19 protein-coding genes are annotated in these 17901 nt (G+C 66.9%); 6 read left to right on the forward strand and 13 right to left on the reverse strand.

Annotated elements, in window-relative coordinates:
- Position 1: 1 nt before the first annotated feature.
- The 6 genes from ACQY4O_RS09660 to ACQY4O_RS09685 form a co-directional block, all read right to left on the reverse strand.
- On the reverse strand, positions 2–850 hold the full coding sequence (locus ACQY4O_RS09660; RefSeq protein ID WP_428376105.1) for a cytochrome c oxidase subunit 3: 849 nt from the start codon (positions 848–850) through the stop codon (positions 2–4).
- Positions 851–867: 17 nt separating this feature from the next.
- Positions 868–1038 (reverse strand): hypothetical protein, encoded by a 171-nt coding sequence (locus ACQY4O_RS09665; protein ID WP_428376106.1) that lies wholly within the window; start codon positions 1036–1038, stop codon positions 868–870.
- A gap of 2 nt (positions 1039–1040) precedes the next feature.
- The gene (locus ACQY4O_RS09670) at positions 1041–1982 is read right to left on the reverse strand and encodes a heme o synthase (protein ID WP_428376107.1); all 942 of its coding nucleotides are present in this window, start codon (positions 1980–1982) and stop codon (positions 1041–1043) included.
- A gap of 192 nt (positions 1983–2174) precedes the next feature.
- Positions 2175–3833, reverse strand: coding sequence for a cytochrome c oxidase subunit I (ctaD, locus tag ACQY4O_RS09675; protein WP_428376109.1), 1659 nt, complete (start codon positions 3831–3833; stop codon positions 2175–2177).
- A gap of 70 nt (positions 3834–3903) precedes the next feature.
- Positions 3904–4764: a cytochrome c oxidase subunit II gene (coxB, locus tag ACQY4O_RS09680; RefSeq protein ID WP_428376111.1), complete on the reverse strand. Its 861-nt coding sequence runs from the start codon at positions 4762–4764 to the stop codon at positions 3904–3906.
- Positions 4765–4838: 74 nt separating this feature from the next.
- Positions 4839–5531: a class I SAM-dependent methyltransferase gene (locus ACQY4O_RS09685; RefSeq protein ID WP_428376112.1), complete on the reverse strand. Its 693-nt coding sequence runs from the start codon at positions 5529–5531 to the stop codon at positions 4839–4841.
- Positions 5532–5690: 159 nt separating this feature from the next.
- On the opposite strand from ACQY4O_RS09685, the gene ACQY4O_RS09690 reads away from it, so the two are divergent.
- The gene (locus tag ACQY4O_RS09690; RefSeq protein ID WP_428376114.1) at positions 5691–5855 is read left to right on the forward strand and encodes a hypothetical protein; all 165 of its coding nucleotides are present in this window, start codon (positions 5691–5693) and stop codon (positions 5853–5855) included.
- Here ACQY4O_RS09690 and gshB read toward each other — a convergent pair.
- From gshB to ACQY4O_RS09715, 5 genes are read right to left on the reverse strand one after another with little or no spacing between them, the layout of a single operon-like run.
- Positions 5836–6882, reverse strand: coding sequence for a glutathione synthase (gene gshB, locus ACQY4O_RS09695; RefSeq protein WP_428376116.1), 1047 nt, complete (start codon positions 6880–6882; stop codon positions 5836–5838). The genes ACQY4O_RS09690 and gshB overlap by 20 nt on opposite strands.
- 39 nt (positions 6883–6921) lie before the next feature.
- Positions 6922–7461, reverse strand: a complete 540-nt coding sequence (gene greB / locus ACQY4O_RS09700; RefSeq protein ID WP_428376118.1) for a transcription elongation factor GreB — start codon at positions 7459–7461, stop codon at positions 6922–6924.
- Positions 7458–8333, reverse strand: coding sequence for an aldose 1-epimerase (locus tag ACQY4O_RS09705; protein ID WP_428376120.1), 876 nt, complete (start codon positions 8331–8333; stop codon positions 7458–7460). Before ACQY4O_RS09705 ends, greB begins: the two co-directional genes overlap by 4 nt.
- A 16-nt stretch (positions 8334–8349) precedes the next feature.
- The gene (gene uvrB / locus ACQY4O_RS09710) at positions 8350–10605 is read right to left on the reverse strand and encodes an excinuclease ABC subunit UvrB (RefSeq protein WP_428376122.1); all 2256 of its coding nucleotides are present in this window, start codon (positions 10603–10605) and stop codon (positions 8350–8352) included.
- A 54-nt stretch (positions 10606–10659) separates the two neighbouring features.
- Positions 10660–11793, reverse strand: a complete 1134-nt coding sequence (locus tag ACQY4O_RS09715) for a helix-turn-helix transcriptional regulator (protein ID WP_428376124.1) — start codon at positions 11791–11793, stop codon at positions 10660–10662.
- Between the two features lie 159 nt (positions 11794–11952).
- On the opposite strand from ACQY4O_RS09715, the gene ACQY4O_RS09720 reads away from it, so the two are divergent.
- The 5 genes from ACQY4O_RS09720 (at position 11953) to ACQY4O_RS09740 (ending at position 15752) form a co-directional block, all read left to right on the forward strand.
- On the forward strand, positions 11953–12954 hold the full coding sequence (locus tag ACQY4O_RS09720) for a hypothetical protein (protein WP_428376126.1): 1002 nt from the start codon (positions 11953–11955) through the stop codon (positions 12952–12954).
- Positions 12955–12984: 30 nt separating this feature from the next.
- A complete protein-coding gene (locus ACQY4O_RS09725) occupies positions 12985–13167 on the forward strand; it encodes a hypothetical protein (protein ID WP_428376127.1) in 183 nt (60 codons plus the stop codon).
- Between the two features lie 115 nt (positions 13168–13282).
- Positions 13283–14350, forward strand: coding sequence for a hypothetical protein (locus ACQY4O_RS09730; RefSeq protein WP_428376129.1), 1068 nt, complete (start codon positions 13283–13285; stop codon positions 14348–14350).
- Positions 14351–14456: 106 nt separating this feature from the next.
- Positions 14457–14939 carry a flavin reductase gene (locus tag ACQY4O_RS09735; RefSeq protein WP_428376131.1) on the forward strand — a complete coding sequence of 161 codons (483 nt, stop codon included), beginning with the start codon at positions 14457–14459 and terminating at the stop codon, positions 14937–14939.
- 24 nt (positions 14940–14963) lie between these two features.
- Positions 14964–15752: a class I SAM-dependent methyltransferase gene (locus tag ACQY4O_RS09740; RefSeq protein ID WP_428376133.1), complete on the forward strand. Its 789-nt coding sequence runs from the start codon at positions 14964–14966 to the stop codon at positions 15750–15752.
- Between the two features lie 12 nt (positions 15753–15764).
- Here ACQY4O_RS09740 and ACQY4O_RS09745 read toward each other — a convergent pair whose 3' ends face one another.
- Together ACQY4O_RS09745 and ACQY4O_RS09750 are read right to left on the reverse strand one after the other, a co-directional pair.
- Positions 15765–16661 (reverse strand): fatty acid desaturase family protein, encoded by an 897-nt coding sequence (locus tag ACQY4O_RS09745; protein ID WP_428376135.1) that lies wholly within the window; start codon positions 16659–16661, stop codon positions 15765–15767.
- A gap of 292 nt (positions 16662–16953) precedes the next feature.
- The gene (locus ACQY4O_RS09750; RefSeq protein ID WP_428376136.1) at positions 16954–17829 is read right to left on the reverse strand and encodes a CmcJ/NvfI family oxidoreductase; all 876 of its coding nucleotides are present in this window, start codon (positions 17827–17829) and stop codon (positions 16954–16956) included.
- Between the last annotated feature and the right edge of the window lie 72 nt (positions 17830–17901).

The raw sequence follows: 17901 nt of genomic DNA on the forward strand, positions 1-17901 counted from the left end.
CCTACTCGTGTACCGCGGGGCCGGCTCCCCACCAGTAGATGCAGACGAACAGGAACAGCCAGACCACGTCGACGAAGTGCCAGTACCAGGCGGCGGCCTCGAAGCCGAAATGCCGCACCGGGTTGAACTGGTTGGCGCGCGCCCGGAAGAAGCACACGATCAGGAAGCAGGTGCCGATGATCACGTGCGCGCCGTGGAAGCCGGTGGCGATGAAGAAGATCGCCGGATACACGCCACCGCCGCTGAAATGGAAAGGCGCCTCGGAATATTCCATCGCCTGGCAGCAGGTGAACAGCATGCCGAGGATCACCGTCAGGCCGAGGCCCGCGACCAGGCCCTTCTTTTCGCCGTCGATCAGGCTGTGATGCGCCCAGGTGATGGTGAAGCCGGATAGCAGCAGGATCATGGTGTTCATGATCGGCAGGCTGAACGGGTTGAAGGTATGCACGCCGAGCGGCGGCCAGAGCGGCGCATTGGCGCCTGACACGTTCTCCGGGAAGATCGCGAAGTTGAAGAAGGTCCAGAAGAAGGCGACGAACAGCATGACCTCGGACGAGATGAACAGGGTCATGCCGTAGCGCAGGCCCAGCCGCGTCACCGGGGTCAGCAACTTGCCGCCGACGCTTTCGGCGATCACCGTGCGCCACCAGAACACCATCACCGTGCCGACCATCAGGAAGCCGAGCGCCAGCAGCCAGTACTGGCCGAAATGCGCCGCGATGACGATGCCGGCCAGCGTGATCGCGCCGCCGAAGGCGCCGAATAGCGGCCAGGGGCTCGGCGGCGGCACGTAGTACGGGCGGACGGCGCCATCCTCGCCGGCGGGCAGGGCGTGGGTCTCGGTGCTCATGGTGCCGTCATCTCCCGCTAATGCGCCGCGGCCAGCTTGACCATCGAGAGACCGTAGAAGATCAGGCACAACGCCACCAGCGCCACCAGCAACGCGATGTTGCGGCCACGTCGCCGGCGGACGAACTCGCGCGCCTCGGCCGGCGGCATCGGCGGCGGGAAGTCGGGATCGCCCGGCGGGTTGGCCACCCTCAGCCGACCAGATGGTCGATCATCACGGCCAGGAACAGCGCCGCGAGATAGGCCAGCGAGTAGCGGAACGCCTGGCGGGCCGGCTTGTCGCTGGTCAGGCTGACGCCGGCGGCGTCCTGGCGGTCGCGCAGCACCCGCCAGGAGAACACCAGGAAGCCCAGGTCGAGCAGGCCGGCGGCCACCGCATAGACCGGCCCGGTCAGGCCCAGCGCCACCGGCAGCAGCGTCGCCGCCGACAGCAACACGGTATAGAGCAGGATCTGGCGCCTTGTATGCGAAGCCCCGTGCGTCACCGGCAGCATCGGCACCCCGGCGCGGGCGTAGTCCTTGCAGGCATAGAGCGACAGCGCCCAGAAATGCGGCGGCGTCCACAGGAACACGATGGCGAACAGCACCAGCGGCATGACGCCGACATGGCCGGTCACCGCGGCCCAGCCGATGATCGGCGGGAACGCGCCCGCCGCCCCGCCGATGACGATGTTCTGCGGCGTCGAGCGCTTCAGCCACATCGTATAGATGAAGACGTAGAAGGCGATCGAGCCCGCCAGCAGCACGGCGGCGACGATGTTGGTCGCCAGCCACATCAGCACCACCGAGGCCGCCGACAGCAAGATGCCGAACCCGAGCGCATCGGCCGGCTGGATCCGGCCGCTGACGATCGGCCGCCGCGAGGTCCGGCGCATCAGCGCATCGATGTCGCGGTCGTACCACATGTTGATCGCACCCGCCGCCCCGGCTGCCACCGCGATGCACAGGATGGCGATGAAGGCGACGAACGGATGGATACGCCCCGGTGCGATGAACAGCCCGGCCGCCCCGGTGAACACCACCAGCGACACCACGCGCGGCTTGAGCAGATTGAGCCAGTCGCGAGCCTCGGCGCCCGAGGTCCCCGGCAGGGTAAATTCGGCCTCAGGCGGCCCGGATACGATGCTGTTCATGACCTACGTTCGTTGCAGAGACCGCTTGAGAATGCGCTACGGCGAGTCAGAGGCGCCCCTTTTGGCGCCGCCCGGGGCGGCTGTCGAGCACCGGAGCGGAGCGGCCGCCCCGTTCTTGACAGTGGGGCCGTGAGCACCGGAAGCGCAGACGGACGCCTCGGATGACCGCCGTCGTAGCATTATCAAGCGGTCTCAGCGGAGGCGGGGTAGGGTTTCGAAGGTATGATGCGGCGCCGGCGACGGCACGGACCATTCCAGTGTCGTGGCACCCTCGCCCCAGTAGTTGGCGCCGAGCGTCGGCTTGCGGCTGAAGGTGATGGCGATCACCAGCAGGAACACCAGCACCGACGCGCCCGAGATGAAGGCGCCGACCGAGGAGACATAGTTCCAGCCGGCAAAGGCGTCCGGATAGTCCGGATAGCGCCGCGGCATGCCGGCCGCGCCGAGGAAATGCTGCGGAAAGAAGGTCAGGTTGACGCCGATGAAGGTCATCCAGAAATGAATTTTTCCCAGTGTCTCCGGGTATTCGCGCCCGGTCATCTTGCCGATCCAGTAGTAGAAGCCGGCGAACATCGAGAACACCGCGCCGAGCGACAGCACATAGTGGAAGTGCGCGATCACGTAGTAGGTGTTGTGCAGGTACTGGTCGAGCGAGGCATTGGCCAGCACCACGCCGGTGACGCCGCCGACGGTGAACAGGAAGATGAAACCCACCGCCCACAGCATCGGCGTCTTGAACTCGATCGAGCCGCCCCACATGGTCGCGATCCAGGAGAACACCTTGATGCCGGTCGGCACCGCGATCACCAGGGTCGCCGCCATGAAGTAGGCCCGGCTGTCGACCGAGATGCCGGAGATGAACATGTGGTGCGCCCACACCACGAAGCCGACCACGCCGATGGCGATCATCGCATAGACCATGCCGAGATAGCCGAAGATCGGCTTGCGGGAGAAGGTCGAGACCACATGGCTGATGATCCCGAAGCCCGGCAGGATCATGATGTAAACCTCGGGATGGCCGAAGAACCAGAACAGGTGCTGGAACAGCACCGGGTCGCCGCCGCCCTGCGGGTCGAAGAAGGCGGTGCCGAAATTGCGGTCGCAGATCAGCATGGTGATCGCGCCGGCCAGCACCGGGATCGCCAGCAGCAGCAGGAAGGCGGTGACCAGCTGCGCCCACACGAACAGCGGCATCTTGTGCAGCGTCATGCCCGGGGCGCGCATGTTGAAGATGGTGGTGATGAAGTTGATCGCGCCGAGCAGCGACGAGATGCCCGACAGGTGCAGCGAGAACAGGGTGAAGTCCATCGCCGGGCCGGACTGGTAGGTGCCGTTCGACAGCGGCGGGTACAGCGTCCAGCCGGAGCCGGAGCCGTTGCCCCAGAGCAGCCCCATCATCGTCATGAAGAAGCCGGCGACCGCCATCCAGAGCGACATGTTGTTCAGGCGCGGGAAGGCCATGTCGGGTGCCCCGATCATCAGCGGGATGAACCAGTTGCCGAAACCGCCGATCAGCGCCGGCATCACCGAGAAGAAGATCATGATCAGCCCGTGCTGGGTCACGATCGCATTCCAGACCTGGCCGTTCGGCACGATATGCGAGCCGGGATGCATCAGCTGGGCGCGCATGATCATCGACAGCGAGCCGCCCACGATCCCGGCGACGATCGCCAGGATGATGTACATGGTCCCGATATCCTTGTGGTTGGTCGAGCAGAACCAACGCACGAAGAAGCTGCTCGGGGTGTGGCTGTGGTCGGCATGGCCGTGCCCGGCGGCGTGGCCCTGTTCGAAGGCCACACTTTCGGAGCCGGGCGCCGGCTGATGCCCGTCATGCGTGGTAACCGACATCCCTGGCCTCCTGCGCCCGTGGCGCCTCACTCGATGTATAGTGACAACCGGCCGGAAACAGCAGCCCGCGTTATCGTGAAGCGGCCAACCGCACCCGGTCTGGCCGCGTCGGGACGTTCGTGCTGAATCGGGTCTTGGCGTCCTTCAGCCACTGCGCGTAGTCGGCTTCACTGACCGCATGCACCTCGATCGACATCGCGCTGTGGTTGATGCCGCAGATCTGGTTGCACTCGCCGTAATAGTCGCCCGGCTTGTCCACGTCGAACCAGGTCTCGATCATCCGGCCGGGGATCGCGTAGCGCTGCACACCGAGCGACGGGATGAAGAAGCTGTGCAGCACGTCGCCGCTGGTCAGCAGCACCCGCACGCTCTTGCCCACCGGCACCACCAGCGGGTTGTCGACCGCGAGCTGGCGCAGCGCGCGCTGCTCCGGTTTGAGCTGCTTCTCGGGGATCATGTAGCTCTGGAAGTCGAGGCCGTTCTGGTCCGGGTAGGTGTATTCCCAGTACCACTGGTGCGCGGTCACCTTGATGGTCATGTCCGGCTTCGTCGCCCGGTCCTGGAAATACACCAGCCGGAAGGACGGGATCGCGATCACGATCAGGATCAGCACCGGCACAGTGGTCCAGAGGATCTCGATGATGGTGTTGTGGCTGGTCCGGCTCGGCACCGGGTTGCGCTTGTGGTTGAAGCGCACGATCACATAGAGCAGCAGGCCGGCGACGAAGCTCGCGATCGCGATGATGATCCAGAGCACGAAGGTGTTCAGCGACTGCATCTCGGCCTGCACCGCGCTGTGCGGCGCCTGCAGGCCCATCTGCCACGGATGCGGCACCTGGGCCGCGGCCGGACGTGCGAGGCAGGCGACCATCGCCGCCAGGGTCAGCGCGCCCCGCCGGGCGGCAGACCGATCCCCGCGCGGGCGACGCATCCTTGTCCTCACTTCGTGCAACACCGAGCAGGAGTTATCCGACGCGGACCGGGTAATCAAGCATGCGGGCTGGCTCAGCCCGGGAGCGGTTCGCCGTTGGCCAGCGTCACCAGCGTGAACAGGCCGCCCGGCGGCACCGGCTCGATGCGCGCCCGCAGCCGGTCGGCCGGCGGCAGCAGGCTCTCGATGGCAAAATCCGGGTGCCACCCCAGCGACCGCGAGGCGTGCGCCATGCCGCGCTCGATCGCCAGCCGGACGCCGCCATCGGCCAGGAAGTGGTTCACGAACAGGATATGGCCGCCCGGACGCACCACCCGGCGCAGCTCGGCATACAGCCGGCGCGGGTTCGGCACCACGGAGGCCACGAACATCGCCACCGCGATGTCGAAGCTGTCGTCGGCGAACTGGGTCTCCTCCGCGTCCATCTCCAGCAGCGCGTCGACATGGTCGAGCTGCTGGCGCGCCACCCGCATCCGGGCCCGGTCGAGCATGTCGCCGGACAGATCGATCCCGGTGATCCGCTTGCCGCCCTGGTAGCGCGGCAGCGCCAGGCCGGTGCCGACCCCGACCTCGAGCACGCGCTCTCCCGGCAGCGCATTGACTGCGGCCACCGCCCGGCGGCGGCCGAAGGCGGAAATTCCCCCGAACACGGAATCATACACACCGGCCCAACGACGGTAGGCCGCCTTGACCGCCTCCGCATCGAGGGCGGAGCGCGGCACGGGACCGTCCGGGCCACGTGGCTGATCTTGAATGGCGTGGCTCATCGGATGCTCTCTCTGCCCTGACCGCGCTTCGCGTTCAAGGGGCAGCCTGTGGACCGTGCGGTGCGGCTGCCTGGGCAAAAGCGCCAGAACAGATGTCCGGGTTTGCCCCGGGCGTGACAAACGCGGTATGGTTTCTCAAGCATCATGGCTCACGCCGACATGTCGAGGCTGACCCTCTGCCTGGTGCTGCTCACCGTCCTGTTCTGGGGCGCGCACCTCGTGGTCTATTTCCGCTCCATGATCATTGCCTGGGTCGATAACCGCGTGCCGTACGAGCCGGCGGTCGCCCGGCTTCGATTGCTCTTCAGGAAGGGGCGGAGATAGTCTCCGGTCCGGCCTCGCCGCCGGCAGCGCGCCGTGCGGCAAGCCGCTCCTCGATGCAGTCCCACAGCAGCCCGGCGCTGTTGATGCCGTCGAACCGGTCGATCTCCTGCAGGCCGGTCGGCGAGGTCACGTTGATCTCGGTCAGCCAGTCGCCGATCACGTCGATGCCCACGAAGATCAGGCCGCGGGCGGCCAGGTGCGGCCCGATCCGCCGGCAGATCGCGTGGTCGCGCGCGGTCAGCGACACCCTTTGCGCGACCCCGCCGACATGCATGTTAGAGCGTGCCTCGCCCTCGGCCGGCACCCGGTTGATCGCGCCGACCGGATGGCCGTCGATCAGGATGATGCGCTTGTCGCCGGCGCGCACCGCGGGCTCGTAGCGCTGCACCATCAGCGGCTCCCGCGACGTGGCGAAGACCATCTCCAGCAACGACGAAAAATTCTCGTCGCCGTCGCGGATGCGGAACACGCCGGCGCCCCCATTGCCGAACAGCGGCTTGATGATGATGTCGCGATGCTCGGCGCGGAAGGCGCGGATCGCCTGCACATCCCAGCTCACCAGGGTCGGCGGCATCAGCTCGGGAAAATGCGTGACCAGCAGCTTCTCGGGCGCGTCACGCACGGCCGCCGGGTCATTCACCACCAGGGTGTGCGGGTGGATGTGCTCCAGCATGTGGGTGGCGGTGATGTAGGCCATGTCGAACGGCGGGTCCTGGCGCATCAGCACCACGTCCATCGAAGCGAGGTCCAGCACCGCCGCCTCGCCGAGCCGGGCATGGGCGCCAACGGTGCGTTCCACCTGCACCGTGCGCGCCCGCGCGGTCAGCCGGTGCAGGCGGGGCGCCCCCGGGTCGCCGCGGCCTTCGCGCAGGCTCATATGCTGCACCTGGTACACCCACAGGGCATGCCCGCGCGCCTGCGCCTCGAGCATCATCGCGAACGTCGAGTCCGCGTGGATCGCCACCCCCTCGATCGGGTCCATCTGCACGGCAACCCGCAAAGGGCGGCTCGGTCTCGGCTCGGGCATGGATGTCCTCACAAGTGGGCCTCCAACGGCGGCCCTGCATCAACGAACCGGGTAGCGTATCGCCGTCACCTCGACCAGGACTGCACCGCGCGGCGTGTCCATGCGCACCTCGTCGCCGACCCGCTTCTGCATCAGCGCGCGTGCCAGTGGCGAGGCCAGGCTGACCTCGCCGGCCACCATGTCGGCCTCGTCCACACCGAGGATGGTCACCGTGCGCTCCTCGCCGGCCTCGTTCATGGTGGTGACTGTGGCGCCGAAGAACACCTGGTCGCGCCGAGTCTGCGCGGCCGGATCGACCGGCTGGGCGCGGTCGATCCGCTTGCCGAGGAACCGCGCGCGTCGGTCGATCTCGCGCAGCCGCTTCTTGCCGTAGAGATAGTCGCCGTTCTCGGAGCGGTCGCCGTTGCCCGCCGCCCAGGACACGATCTCGACGATCCGCGGCCGCTCGTCGCGCATCAGGTGGTTCAGCTCGACCTGCATCCGGGCGAGACCCGCCGGCGTGATGTAGCGGGCGAGGCCGGGGGCCGCCGGCGCGTCGTCTTCGTCCGCGTCTTGCTCCGGCGCCGAGGTGCCCGTCAAAGCCCGAACAGCTCCAGGCTCACCGAGGCTTCCAGCACCGCACCCGGATCGAGCACTACCAGACCGGTATCGGCGATCTGCATCCGGTTGACCGCATCCGTCATGTTGCTGGCCGGCTCGACCGCGAGATAGCCGCGCCCGGGCGGGGTGAACACCACCAGATGTCCGAACGGCGCCGATCCGACGATGCGCAAGCCCTGCCGGCGCGACGGCCAGCGCAGCACCGCCGCGTGGCCCCAGCCCGCGTAGCAGTTGTCCAGGTTGGCGTCCGCCACCGCCCGGATCGGGTCGAACCGCCAGTCGCCCGCGACCGCGAGCAGCGCCTCGGGCAGCGCGTCCGGCCCCGCCTGCCACACCCCGGTCGCGCTAAACCCCAGCTCGACATCCGCGTCGCGCGGAAAGAACGGATGCAAGCCGAGCCCGACCGGCTGCGCCCGCGTGTCGATGTTCTCGTAGCGCAGCGTGACCAGCAGGCGATCGGCCTCCAGCACATAGGTGATCGCCGCGGCGTAGTGGAACGGCCACTGCGCGGCGGGCCCGGTATGCTCCAGGGTCAGTGTGACCAGCGCATCGCGCTGCTCGGCGACGGTCCATTCGCGCTCCCAGCCATTGCCGTGGATGGTGTGCGGCTCGCCGCCGAAGTTCGGCGCCAGCTGGAAGTGCTCGCCGTCAAAGCTGAACCGCCCGTAGCCGACCCGGTTGGAGAACGGCAGCAGCGGATAGGCCGCGACCGATCTCTCGTGCTGGGCGATCAGGTTGGGGTCGGACACCGGGTGCAGGATGTCCAGCCCGTCGCGCTGCCAGCTCGCCACCGCGGCGCCCAGTTCGGGCAGCAGGCGCAGGACCGAGGCGCCGTGGCCGAGCTCGATCATCCGCGGCCCCCCTTCATCAACCCCTGCGGCGTCCGCGCCGCTTGTCCGGATCGTAGCCGCCACCGCCCGGCCCGAACGGCTCCGGCGCGCGATTTTTGCTCCCGCGCCCATTCTGGTCGACGCGCCCCCGGCCCTTCTGATCCGGTCCACGGCGGTCTGTTGCCAGAGGCGGCGGCTCCAGCCCGAGGTCGAGCGCCTCCAGCCGCTTGATCTCGTCGCGCAGCCGGCCGGCGGTCTCGAATTCCAGGTCGGCGGCGGCCGCACGCATGCGCTTCTCCAGCTCCACGATCGAGGAGCGCAGGTCGCGCCCGACCAGCTCCATGGTGCCGGCATCCTTCACCGGCGCCACCGTCACGTAGTCCTGCTCGAACACCGAGCGCATCGCGTCGCCGATATGCGTGCGCACCGATTGCGCGGTGATGCCGTTCGCCACGTTCCAGGCGGTCTGCTTGTCGCGCCGGCGGGTGGTCTCCTCGATGGCGAAGCGCAGGCTGTCTGTCATCTTGTCGGCATACAGCAGCACCCTTCCATCCACATTACGAGCAGCACGCCCAATCGTCTGCACCAGCGAGGTGCGGCTGCGCAGGAAGCCCTCCTTGTCGGCGTCCAGGATGGCAACCAGCATGCATTCCGGGATGTCGAGGCCCTCGCGCAGCAGGTTGATGCCGATCAGCACATCGAACACCCCGAGCCGCAGGTCGCGGATGATCTCGATGCGCTCCAGCGTGTCCACGTCCGAGTGCAGGTAGCGGACCTTGATGCCGGCCTCGGTCATGTAGTCGGTGAGGTCCTCCGCCATGCGCTTGGTCAGCGTGGTGACCAGGATGCGGCCGCCCTGCCCGACCACGATGCGGCACTCGGCCAGCAGGTCGTCGACCTGGTGCTCCACGGGCCGGATCTCGGTCACCGGATCGACCAGCCCGGTCGGGCGTATCACCTGCTCGGCGAATACCCCCCCGGTGCGGTCCATCTCCCACGGCCCGGGTGTGGCACTCACGAACACCGTCTGCGGCCGGAACCGCTCCCACTCGTCGAAGCGCAGCGGCCGGTTGTCGAGGCAGGAGGGCAGCCGGAAGCCGAACTCCGACAGGATCGACTTGCGCGCATTGTCGCCGCGCTCCATGCCGCCGATCTGCGGCACGGTGACGTGGCTCTCGTCGACCACCAGCAGCGCGTCCTCGGGCAGGTACTCGAACAAAGTCGGCGGCGGCTCGCCGGGCAGCCGTCCGGACAGGTAGCGCGAGTAGTTCTCGATGCCCTTGCAGACGCCGGTGGTCTCGATCATCTCGAGGTCGAAGGTGGTGCGCTGCTGCAGCCGCTCGGCTTCCAGCAGCTTGCCCCCGGCTGTGAACTCGACGAGCCGCTCGCGCAGCTCCTGCTTGATCGAGATGGTGGCCTGGTTCAGCGTCGGGCGCGGGGTCACGTAGTGGCTGTTGGCATAGATGTTGACTTCCTGCAGGTCGGCGGTCTTCTCGCCGGTCAACGGATCGAACTCGGTCAGGCTCTCGATCTCGTCGCCGAACAGTGCCACCCGCCAGGCGCGGTCCTCGTTCTGCACCGGAAAGACGTCGATGGTCTCGCCGCGCACCCGGAAGGCGCCGCGCTGGAAGGCGCTATCGTTGCGGCGGTACTGCTGCTCGACGAGGGCGCGTATCATGGTGTCGCGATCGATCGCGCCGCCGACCTCGAGCCGCACCACCATGCGCGAATAGGTCTCGACCGAGCCGATGCCGTAGATGCAGGAGACCGAGGCCACGATGATGACGTCGTTTCTCTCAAGCAAGGCTTGGGTCGCCGCATGCCGCATGCGGTCGATCTGCTCGTTGATCTGGCTGTCTTTTTCTATGTAGGTGTCCGAGCGCGGCACATAGGCCTCGGGCTGGTAGTAGTCGTAGTAGCTGACGAAATACTCGACCGCGTTGTCCGGGAAGAACTGCTTCATCTCGCCATAGAGCTGTGCGGCCAGCGTCTTGTTCGGCGCCAGGATGAGGGTCGGCCGCTGCACCGCCTCGATCACCTTGGCCATGGTGAAGGTCTTGCCCGAGCCGGTGACGCCGAGCAGTACCTGGTCGCGCTCGCCAGCCTTAAGGCCTGCGATCAATTCGCCGATCGCGGTCGGCTGGTCGCCGGCCGGCTCGTACGGCGAGACCACCTTGAGGGTGCGCGTGCGCGCCTTGGCGGCCTGCTTCTCGGGCACGAACTGGTCGCCCTGGCGCGGGCGGGCATCGGCTTCGGCCCGGCGGGCCTTCTTCTGGGCGGCGGCACTGGACATGGGTGCAGAATTGGGACCTGCCGCTCCTGAAGGCAAGGCTGCTCCGGCCGCCGGTCAGCGGCGGCCGGCCGGTCTGCCGCAGTCTCTACCGGAGATCGGCGGGCTGACCTCGACCAGGCCGGACAGCAGCATCAGCAGCTCGCTCTGCCGCCTGGTCCCGGTCTTGTGCAGCACGGCCTTGAGCTGGGTGCGAACCGTCTCCCGGGAGAGGTTCGACGCCGCTGCGACCTGATCGAGTGACAGGTTCATCAGGGCGCGCGCCACTTTCGCCTCCGAGGCCGTGAGGCTGAACAGGGCCGTGAGCATGTCACAGGATGGCGCACGGCGCGGCCTGAGCGCGGTGACGACCACGAGCGCGATCGCCGGGGCCATGAGGTCGCGGGCCTCGCCACGGAGCGGAACAACATGGAGCACCGAATCCGGCGCCTGGCCGGCTGCTCCAAGCAGCAGGCTCAGCTTCGCCGCCGGAGGCAGCGGGCCGTTTCGTTCAATGCGTGCCAGGATATCCACGAGCCAGCGCTGATCGGCCGGCCGCTGCAGGCGCAACCTTGAGAACGCCGCTGCCCGCAGATGCGGGCAGGACTCCACCAGTTCATTCGTTGCCAGCACACCAGCACCGGGTCCGAGCACCGCCGCCGGCATCCCGATCGTTTGCAGCAGCCCTGCTGCGACATGTGCACGCTCCAGCCGCAGCCGGGCCGCCACGGAGGCCGCGCGCAGGATATGCGGACGAAGCGCATCCAGCATCTCCACCTCTGCAGGCGCAAACGCTCCGCGACCGAGCGGCCGGTGCAGGCTGACTACGATGGTCTCGCCGGTGCCGAGCACGATCGACGTCGCAACCTCCCGCCCTGCCCCCTCCGGCACCAGCAGTTCGCGCTGCATCGGGTCGGCCGACAATTCCGTGTCGGTAAAGACGTCGCAGTCCCGCAAGAAACCCGGCTGCTGGCGCGCAAGCAGGATCGGCGTGCGCGTGTTGCGGGTGAGCCAGTCCTCCTCGAAGAAACGCCGGGCCGTGGCTTCGAACTGCGACGTCGCGTGCCAACCGGAGAAACCGGGACTAGCCGCGAACAGCAGGCCGCGATCGGCACCTCCTGCCTGTGCGATGGCGGCGAGCGCTGCGGGCCATTTCTCGGGTAGCAAAGCCGCCTCGTACAAGACGTCGAGCAGCGGGGCAGGATCCGGCATGGCACCCTTCGATACGACTCGGAAAGATTTCCTGCTTCACCCGCCCGGGTGAAGCGGCGCTGGCCGGAGCATGCGATCATCAACCGTTAACAAGTTCAAGAGGCTCGCACTCACATTTCGACTCCGTTCAGATGAACGTTCAGCCAAGCGGACATAACAATGAACAAGACGCTTCTGCTTTCAGTGATGGCCGTCGTTCTCTCTGCCTGCAACCAGGCCTACAAGGAAGTCACGCCTGTCACCATCGGCAGCACGCCGGGGGTGATGACCACCGCCGATGTCCGGACGATCCTGGAACGGCAGAACTCCGAGGGGCCTATCATCTGCTCGGAACCGCCGCCGGATGTCGCCAAGGCGTTCTCCTACGCAACGTCCGTCGCCGGCTCCGGGGGGATCAGCAACGGCGCCAACGGCAAGCTGAACATCAGCGCTTCGGGTGCGGAAAGCCTGGCGCAACTGGCCGGCCGCGTGCCCGGCCTGCTGGCGATGCGCGACCTCCTGTTCCGCGCCTGCGAGGCGGAGGCGAACCACGCCATCGGCAAGCTGACCTACGCCTTAATCGTGAGCCAGTACGCCAACCTGCTGGCAACGGTGATCACCGCCGACGCCGTGAATGATCCGTCCCAGGGCGCGAAGCCGATCACGTTGCAGGGCGAGAACCTGACCCAGGCCACGCCCGCTGCCCCGCCAGCACCAAAGCCCGACCCCAACGCAAAACCCAAGGCAGCAGGCGCCGGCGCCGATGTCAGCGCGACGCCCGGAATCGTTCCGGTTTCATTCACACCCGGGCTACCGCAGCCTGGCATATCGCTCGCCAAGGCTGTCGCCAAACCGGCCCCCCCGGCCGCGAAGAAGCTCCCGCCGGCCGACAAGCCATCGGCAACGGACGACTCGCCAAAGACAACGCTGAGCGGGGCCTCGGCGGCGCTGATGCAGATCCATGAGAACTTCCTCAATCACGCCAATGCCATCGCACCGCTGCTGGTCGCCTGCGTAACCCAATACGATCCCAGTCTGAATAGGGATGGCATCGTAAAAGAGAACGAAGTCCTCACGCACGAATTTTGCGGTAAGTTCTTAACGTCTCTCTATACGGCGGACATCGACGCGATCAAGACCGGAGCGATGGCCAAAGCAAAAACCGCACCGCACGCTCCCTGACATTACGGTTTCAGATCGGAGCCGACGCGAATGGCACACGTGGAGGAAGTCGGCGTCATCCTGATACACGGCATCGGGGACCAGGGGCGCTTGGAGCATCTCGACAGCCAGACGCGCGGCATCATCGAGGGCCTGCGCCGCAGCGAGGGTCGCGCCCAGAAGCGGCTGCTGCTGATCGAGCTGCCCGACAGCCTCAAGGTCCTTGTCGACTAGCTGTCCGGCATCAGGCTCTACAGCCAGCTTCATCTTAGTACGGGATTGCGCGACGAAGGTGCGGACTTTCCTCGACACCATCGATGACCCGCCACGCACCTCGATCCGGCGGCGCATGATCAGGACCATCGCGGATGTCGCCCTGTGCAACTACGATCTCTGGTATATTCTCGCGCACAGCCAGGGTTCCGTCATCGCGTTCAACGGTCTGATGGAGAACGCCTCCTCATGGCCCGGCTACCTCGACGAGAGGCGCTGGCAGCGCCTGCCCAGCAGAGGTATGGCGGGCGCGGCAGATCAACGCGCCATCCTGGCCGCCGCAAAAACGCGCGTGCCGGCTTGTCCGGTATGGGCGCAGGACAATGAAATCGCCTACCGCCGCAGGATCTTCGAAAACTTCAGGGGCTTGCTGACCTACGGCTGCCCCTGGAGAAGTTCGCTTCGATCTGGCCAGGCCAGGTCCTTGTCTGCCGTGAGCCCGCCTTCCGTGAGGGAACCCGGTGGCTGGATGTGTTCGATCCCCTCGACCCCGTCTCCGGGATCATGGAAAGTTGGCCCACTAGCGATCCTGCCTCCTGTCCGCCGCCGCACAATATCCGGCTATACCTCCAGCCGGCTGCTGCTGCGCAGCCACATTCGCTACATGGCCCAGGACCGGAGCCCCCTTGGAAATTCGACCCTGGCCGATGGCGTGGCACGCTGGCTGCTGCACGACAGCCCAGCAGCCTTGACCGCATCATCCGGCACGGCCTTCTTCAAGGCAGGCGGTCCGCGTCACCGATGGCGCTGGTGGCTCGCTGCCTTGCAATGGCTGGTGGCTTCGGTGTTAGCAACCCTGGCGGCGTCGGCCTTCACCATCGTCGTATGGTCACCGATCAGCAGAAGGATTATCCGGAAGCTGGTAAGAATGGCGGGCCTTGCACCGTGGCCATCGAAGCCGCTGGTAGCTGCGCCGATCAAGCAACTCGTCCTGCCGACCTGCGCCCGGCTGTTTGCCGGCGTGCTGGCAGTGACATTGCTCGTCGGAACCGCGGTCCGGCTGTTCGGAGAAGAGAAGCGGCAGCGCGGCCGCCTGCCCGATGAGAACTTTAGCGGTGTGCAGCATGCTCCCGATCCCTGGGCACTGCATGCGGGCGCCATGGACATGACCGTCTCGCCCTGCCGGCAGGCCCGTCAGGCTTGAGCCTGAGAGGCCGCCGTCAGGGCTCGACAGTCGCCGGAACCGGCGCTACCCGCTATGTCGTGTCGTCCCTCCCGTAATCCACACCAGCCTCAGGACAATCATGCGCATGGCGGTCAACCAGACACTCTACCGGGACGGCATGGCGCGGTTGGGGGCGGCGGTGAACATCATCACCACCACCAGCGAGGAGGGGCAGCATGGGCTGACCGCCTCCGCGGTGTGCTCGGTGACCGACACGCCGCCGACGCTGCTGGTGTGCATCAACCGCAGCTCGCGCTCGCACGACCATTTCGTCATCGGCGGCGCGCTGTGCGTCAACGTGCTGACGCCGGACCACCAGGCGATCTCCACGGTATTCGCCGGCCGCGACGAGATGGAGGTGAAGTTCTCGTCCGGCGAGTGGGAGACGCTGGAGACGGGAGCGCCGGTGCTGAGGGGCGCCACCGCCTCGTTCGACTGCCGCATCACCCAGAGCATGCAGATCGGCACCCACAGCGTGCTGTTCTGCGAAGTGCAGACCGTGACCCTGGGCGAGCGCGCCGGCGGCCTGATCTATTTCGACCGCGCCTACCACGAAGTCGGCGGCTGATCCTTGGGCCCTCCGGATGACACCGTGCGACCTGTGGACCGGGTGCTGACGCTCAACCGGCAGGGCTGGGACCGGCGGGTCGAGGAACAGGATGTCTGGACCCGGCCGGTGTCGCCGGATGCAATCGCATGCGCCCGGCAAGGCGACTGGGCGATCGTGCTCACGCCGAACCGGCCGGTCCCACGGGCGTGGTTCGGCGACGTGGCGGATCGCGACGTGCTCTGCCTCGCCTCCGGCGGCGGACAGCAGGGGCCGATCCTGGCGGCGGCCGGGGCGCGGGTCTCGGTGTTCGATGCCTCCGCGCGACAACTGGCACAGGACGAGATGGTCGCCTTGCGAGACAACCTCGCCTTGACGACCACACAGGGGTTCATGCACGACCTCGCCTGCTTCGCGGATGTGAGCTTCGACATGATCTTCCACCCGGCATCGAACTGCTATGCCCCGGACATCGAACCGGTCTGGCGCGAATGCCACCGGGTGCTCCGCCGCGGCGGCGCGCTCCTGTCAGGCTTCATGAACCCGGACGTCTATATCTTCGATGCCGAGGCGGAGGAGCGTGGCGAACTCGTCGTGCGCCATGCGCTCCCCTACCGGGAAATCGACGACCTGCCGTCCGAGGAGCTCGAGCGCCGCGTGCGACAGAACCATACCGTCGAGTTCAGCCACTCGCTGGAAACTCAGATCGGCGGCCAGCTCAAGGCCGGGTTCGTGCTGACGGACATGTTCGAGGACAAGGACCATGGCCTACCGGCGACTGGTGTGTCGCGCTTCATGCCGACCCTGTTTGCGACGCGCGCCGTGAAGCCCTGAAATCCGGGATCCTCAGTCGGATTCCACAGGCAGGGCACTGGCAATCGGTATCATCCGGCACCGGACCTCGTCCCACAGCGCGTAGCTGGGAGCCCGGAGGGCGTCGCCAAGGGTCAGGATTGTCGCATGATCGGTGACCTGCCCGCATGCGTCGTGGCAGGCCTGCAGCCGATAGTTCGGTACTCCGGGACGCAGATGATGCACGTGGTGCAAGCCGATATTGCCGCTGAACCACTGCAGCACACGCGGCAGCTTCAGGTAGGACGCACCGTGCAGCGAGGCATGCTCGAACTTCCAGTCCCGGGTTCGCGCCCACTGGCTGTCCTCGAAGCGGTGCTGCACCGAGAACAGCCAGATGCCCACGATGGCGGCGAGCGCCAGTGCGGGCAGATGCACCAGAGCCACGTCGGCCCAGCCCATCCGGGCCACCAGGCCGGCGAACACGCACACCAGAGAAAGGTCGAGCAGTGCCACGCTGAGGCGCTCGCGTCGGCAGATGGCGGGCGTGTCGAACGGCAGCCGGTAGAGCAGAATGAAAACCACCGGCGGCAGCAGGAGATGCACCAGCGCTGGGTGATGGGTGACGCGATAGACCCGCCTTGCCATCGGGCCGAGTCCGCGATACTCGGCGAGGGTCAGGCAATCGGAAAAGAAATCCGCCGGAACGCCACGCCCGTCCAGATTGTTCCAGCTTGCGTGATGGCGCGCATGCAGCCGGCGCCAGTAGGCGAACGGCGTCAAGGTGACGAGGCTGCACGCGGCGCCGACGATGCTGTTCATGCGCCTGGACCTGAACAGCGAGCCGTGGCCGCAATCATGCTGCAGCATAAAAATGCGCACGATCAAGCCGCTCGCCGGTATCGCCAGCAGCAGCGTCAGCCAGACACTGAGCGTCAGACTGGCATACATTACGGCAAGCAAAGCGAGATAAAGGCTAAACGCCGTAGCTGTCTGCCAGGCAGCCCTGCCGGAGATGGCGCCCTGGTAGAATCGCAAGTCCGACGGCGGCAGTTTCCCGAGCCGGCCAGTCACGGCCAGCGGCTCGATTGCGTTCGACGCACCGGATTGCATGCACAGGAGCTTTTCTTCGGACGGGCGCCCGGACTGGACGCCCCGTCGAGCAGCCTGGGTGTATCCTGTTACGGTCGCGTCTGCCAACCTCGGCCGGTCACGGTCGCATGCGCCGTCTTTGCAGGCTCGATCAAATCGCCGCGGCAGTTGCCCCGAACACCAGCGCCCGCACTTCGATGCTCTGGCGCGGTGGCGCATCCGCCGGCGTGGTCGGATCGATGAAGGCGGTGTGCGGCGCAAAACGGGCGCGGCCGTCATCGAGGCTGTCGTAGCATTTCAGCAGCAGCACCTCGTCCGGCATCATCCGCGACAGCGTGTGCCAGCGCTGCCCTGCGCTGTAACGCACCGAATAGACCTCGCCGCGATGCTGCGGATAGATCAGGTCCGTCGGCACCAGGTCGTCCGGCCCGAGGCTGGACGCGTCGCAGACCGCCAGCGGACTGTCCAGCACCGGGCCTCGTATCGGCCGCCACACATTGATCACCTGCACCCGGCCGCGCAGCAGCGCCTCGGCATCCGCCCCGAGATGCCGGCGCACGCGCTCGGCGCCGGAAGCTGCGGTCTGGTCCACATGCACGCGGGCGACCGGCTGGCGCTGCCCGGCCCGATCCTGCTGCCCGGGGATGCGGCGGCGGATCGTATGGTCGAAGATGAACACCCGCTGCGCGCCGGTCGCCTCCCGGAGCAGGCGATCGACCTCGGCGTAATACGCGCCGGTGATCGCGCTCTCCTGCAGAAACTCGCGTTCGGCGCTGCGGTGCCGCAGCACCGCGAAGCCCTCGCGGTCGAGCGAGACATCATGGCCGCGCAGGTCGCGGATCGCCACCTCGTGTGCCTGGTTGGTGAAATTCTGCGACGGCACGCCCGGCGGCGGCTCATGGTTGTAGGTGTGCGGCTTGCCGTCGCTCGAACCGATGAAGTTCAGGCTGGCCCGCACCACCGCACCGCCCCCGGCTTGAGAGGCAAGCGCTACGGGATCGGCAACAAGCGTCGAATTGGCGTTCATCGGACTGGCTCCACTGCACCGTCGCAGAGCTATAAGGACGGCAGCGCCGATTTCACCAGGCGCGCGAGACCG

The sequence above is a fragment of the Lichenicoccus sp. genome (assembly GCF_965277665.1).
GTDB lineage: Bacteria > Pseudomonadota > Alphaproteobacteria > Acetobacterales > Acetobacteraceae > Lichenicoccus.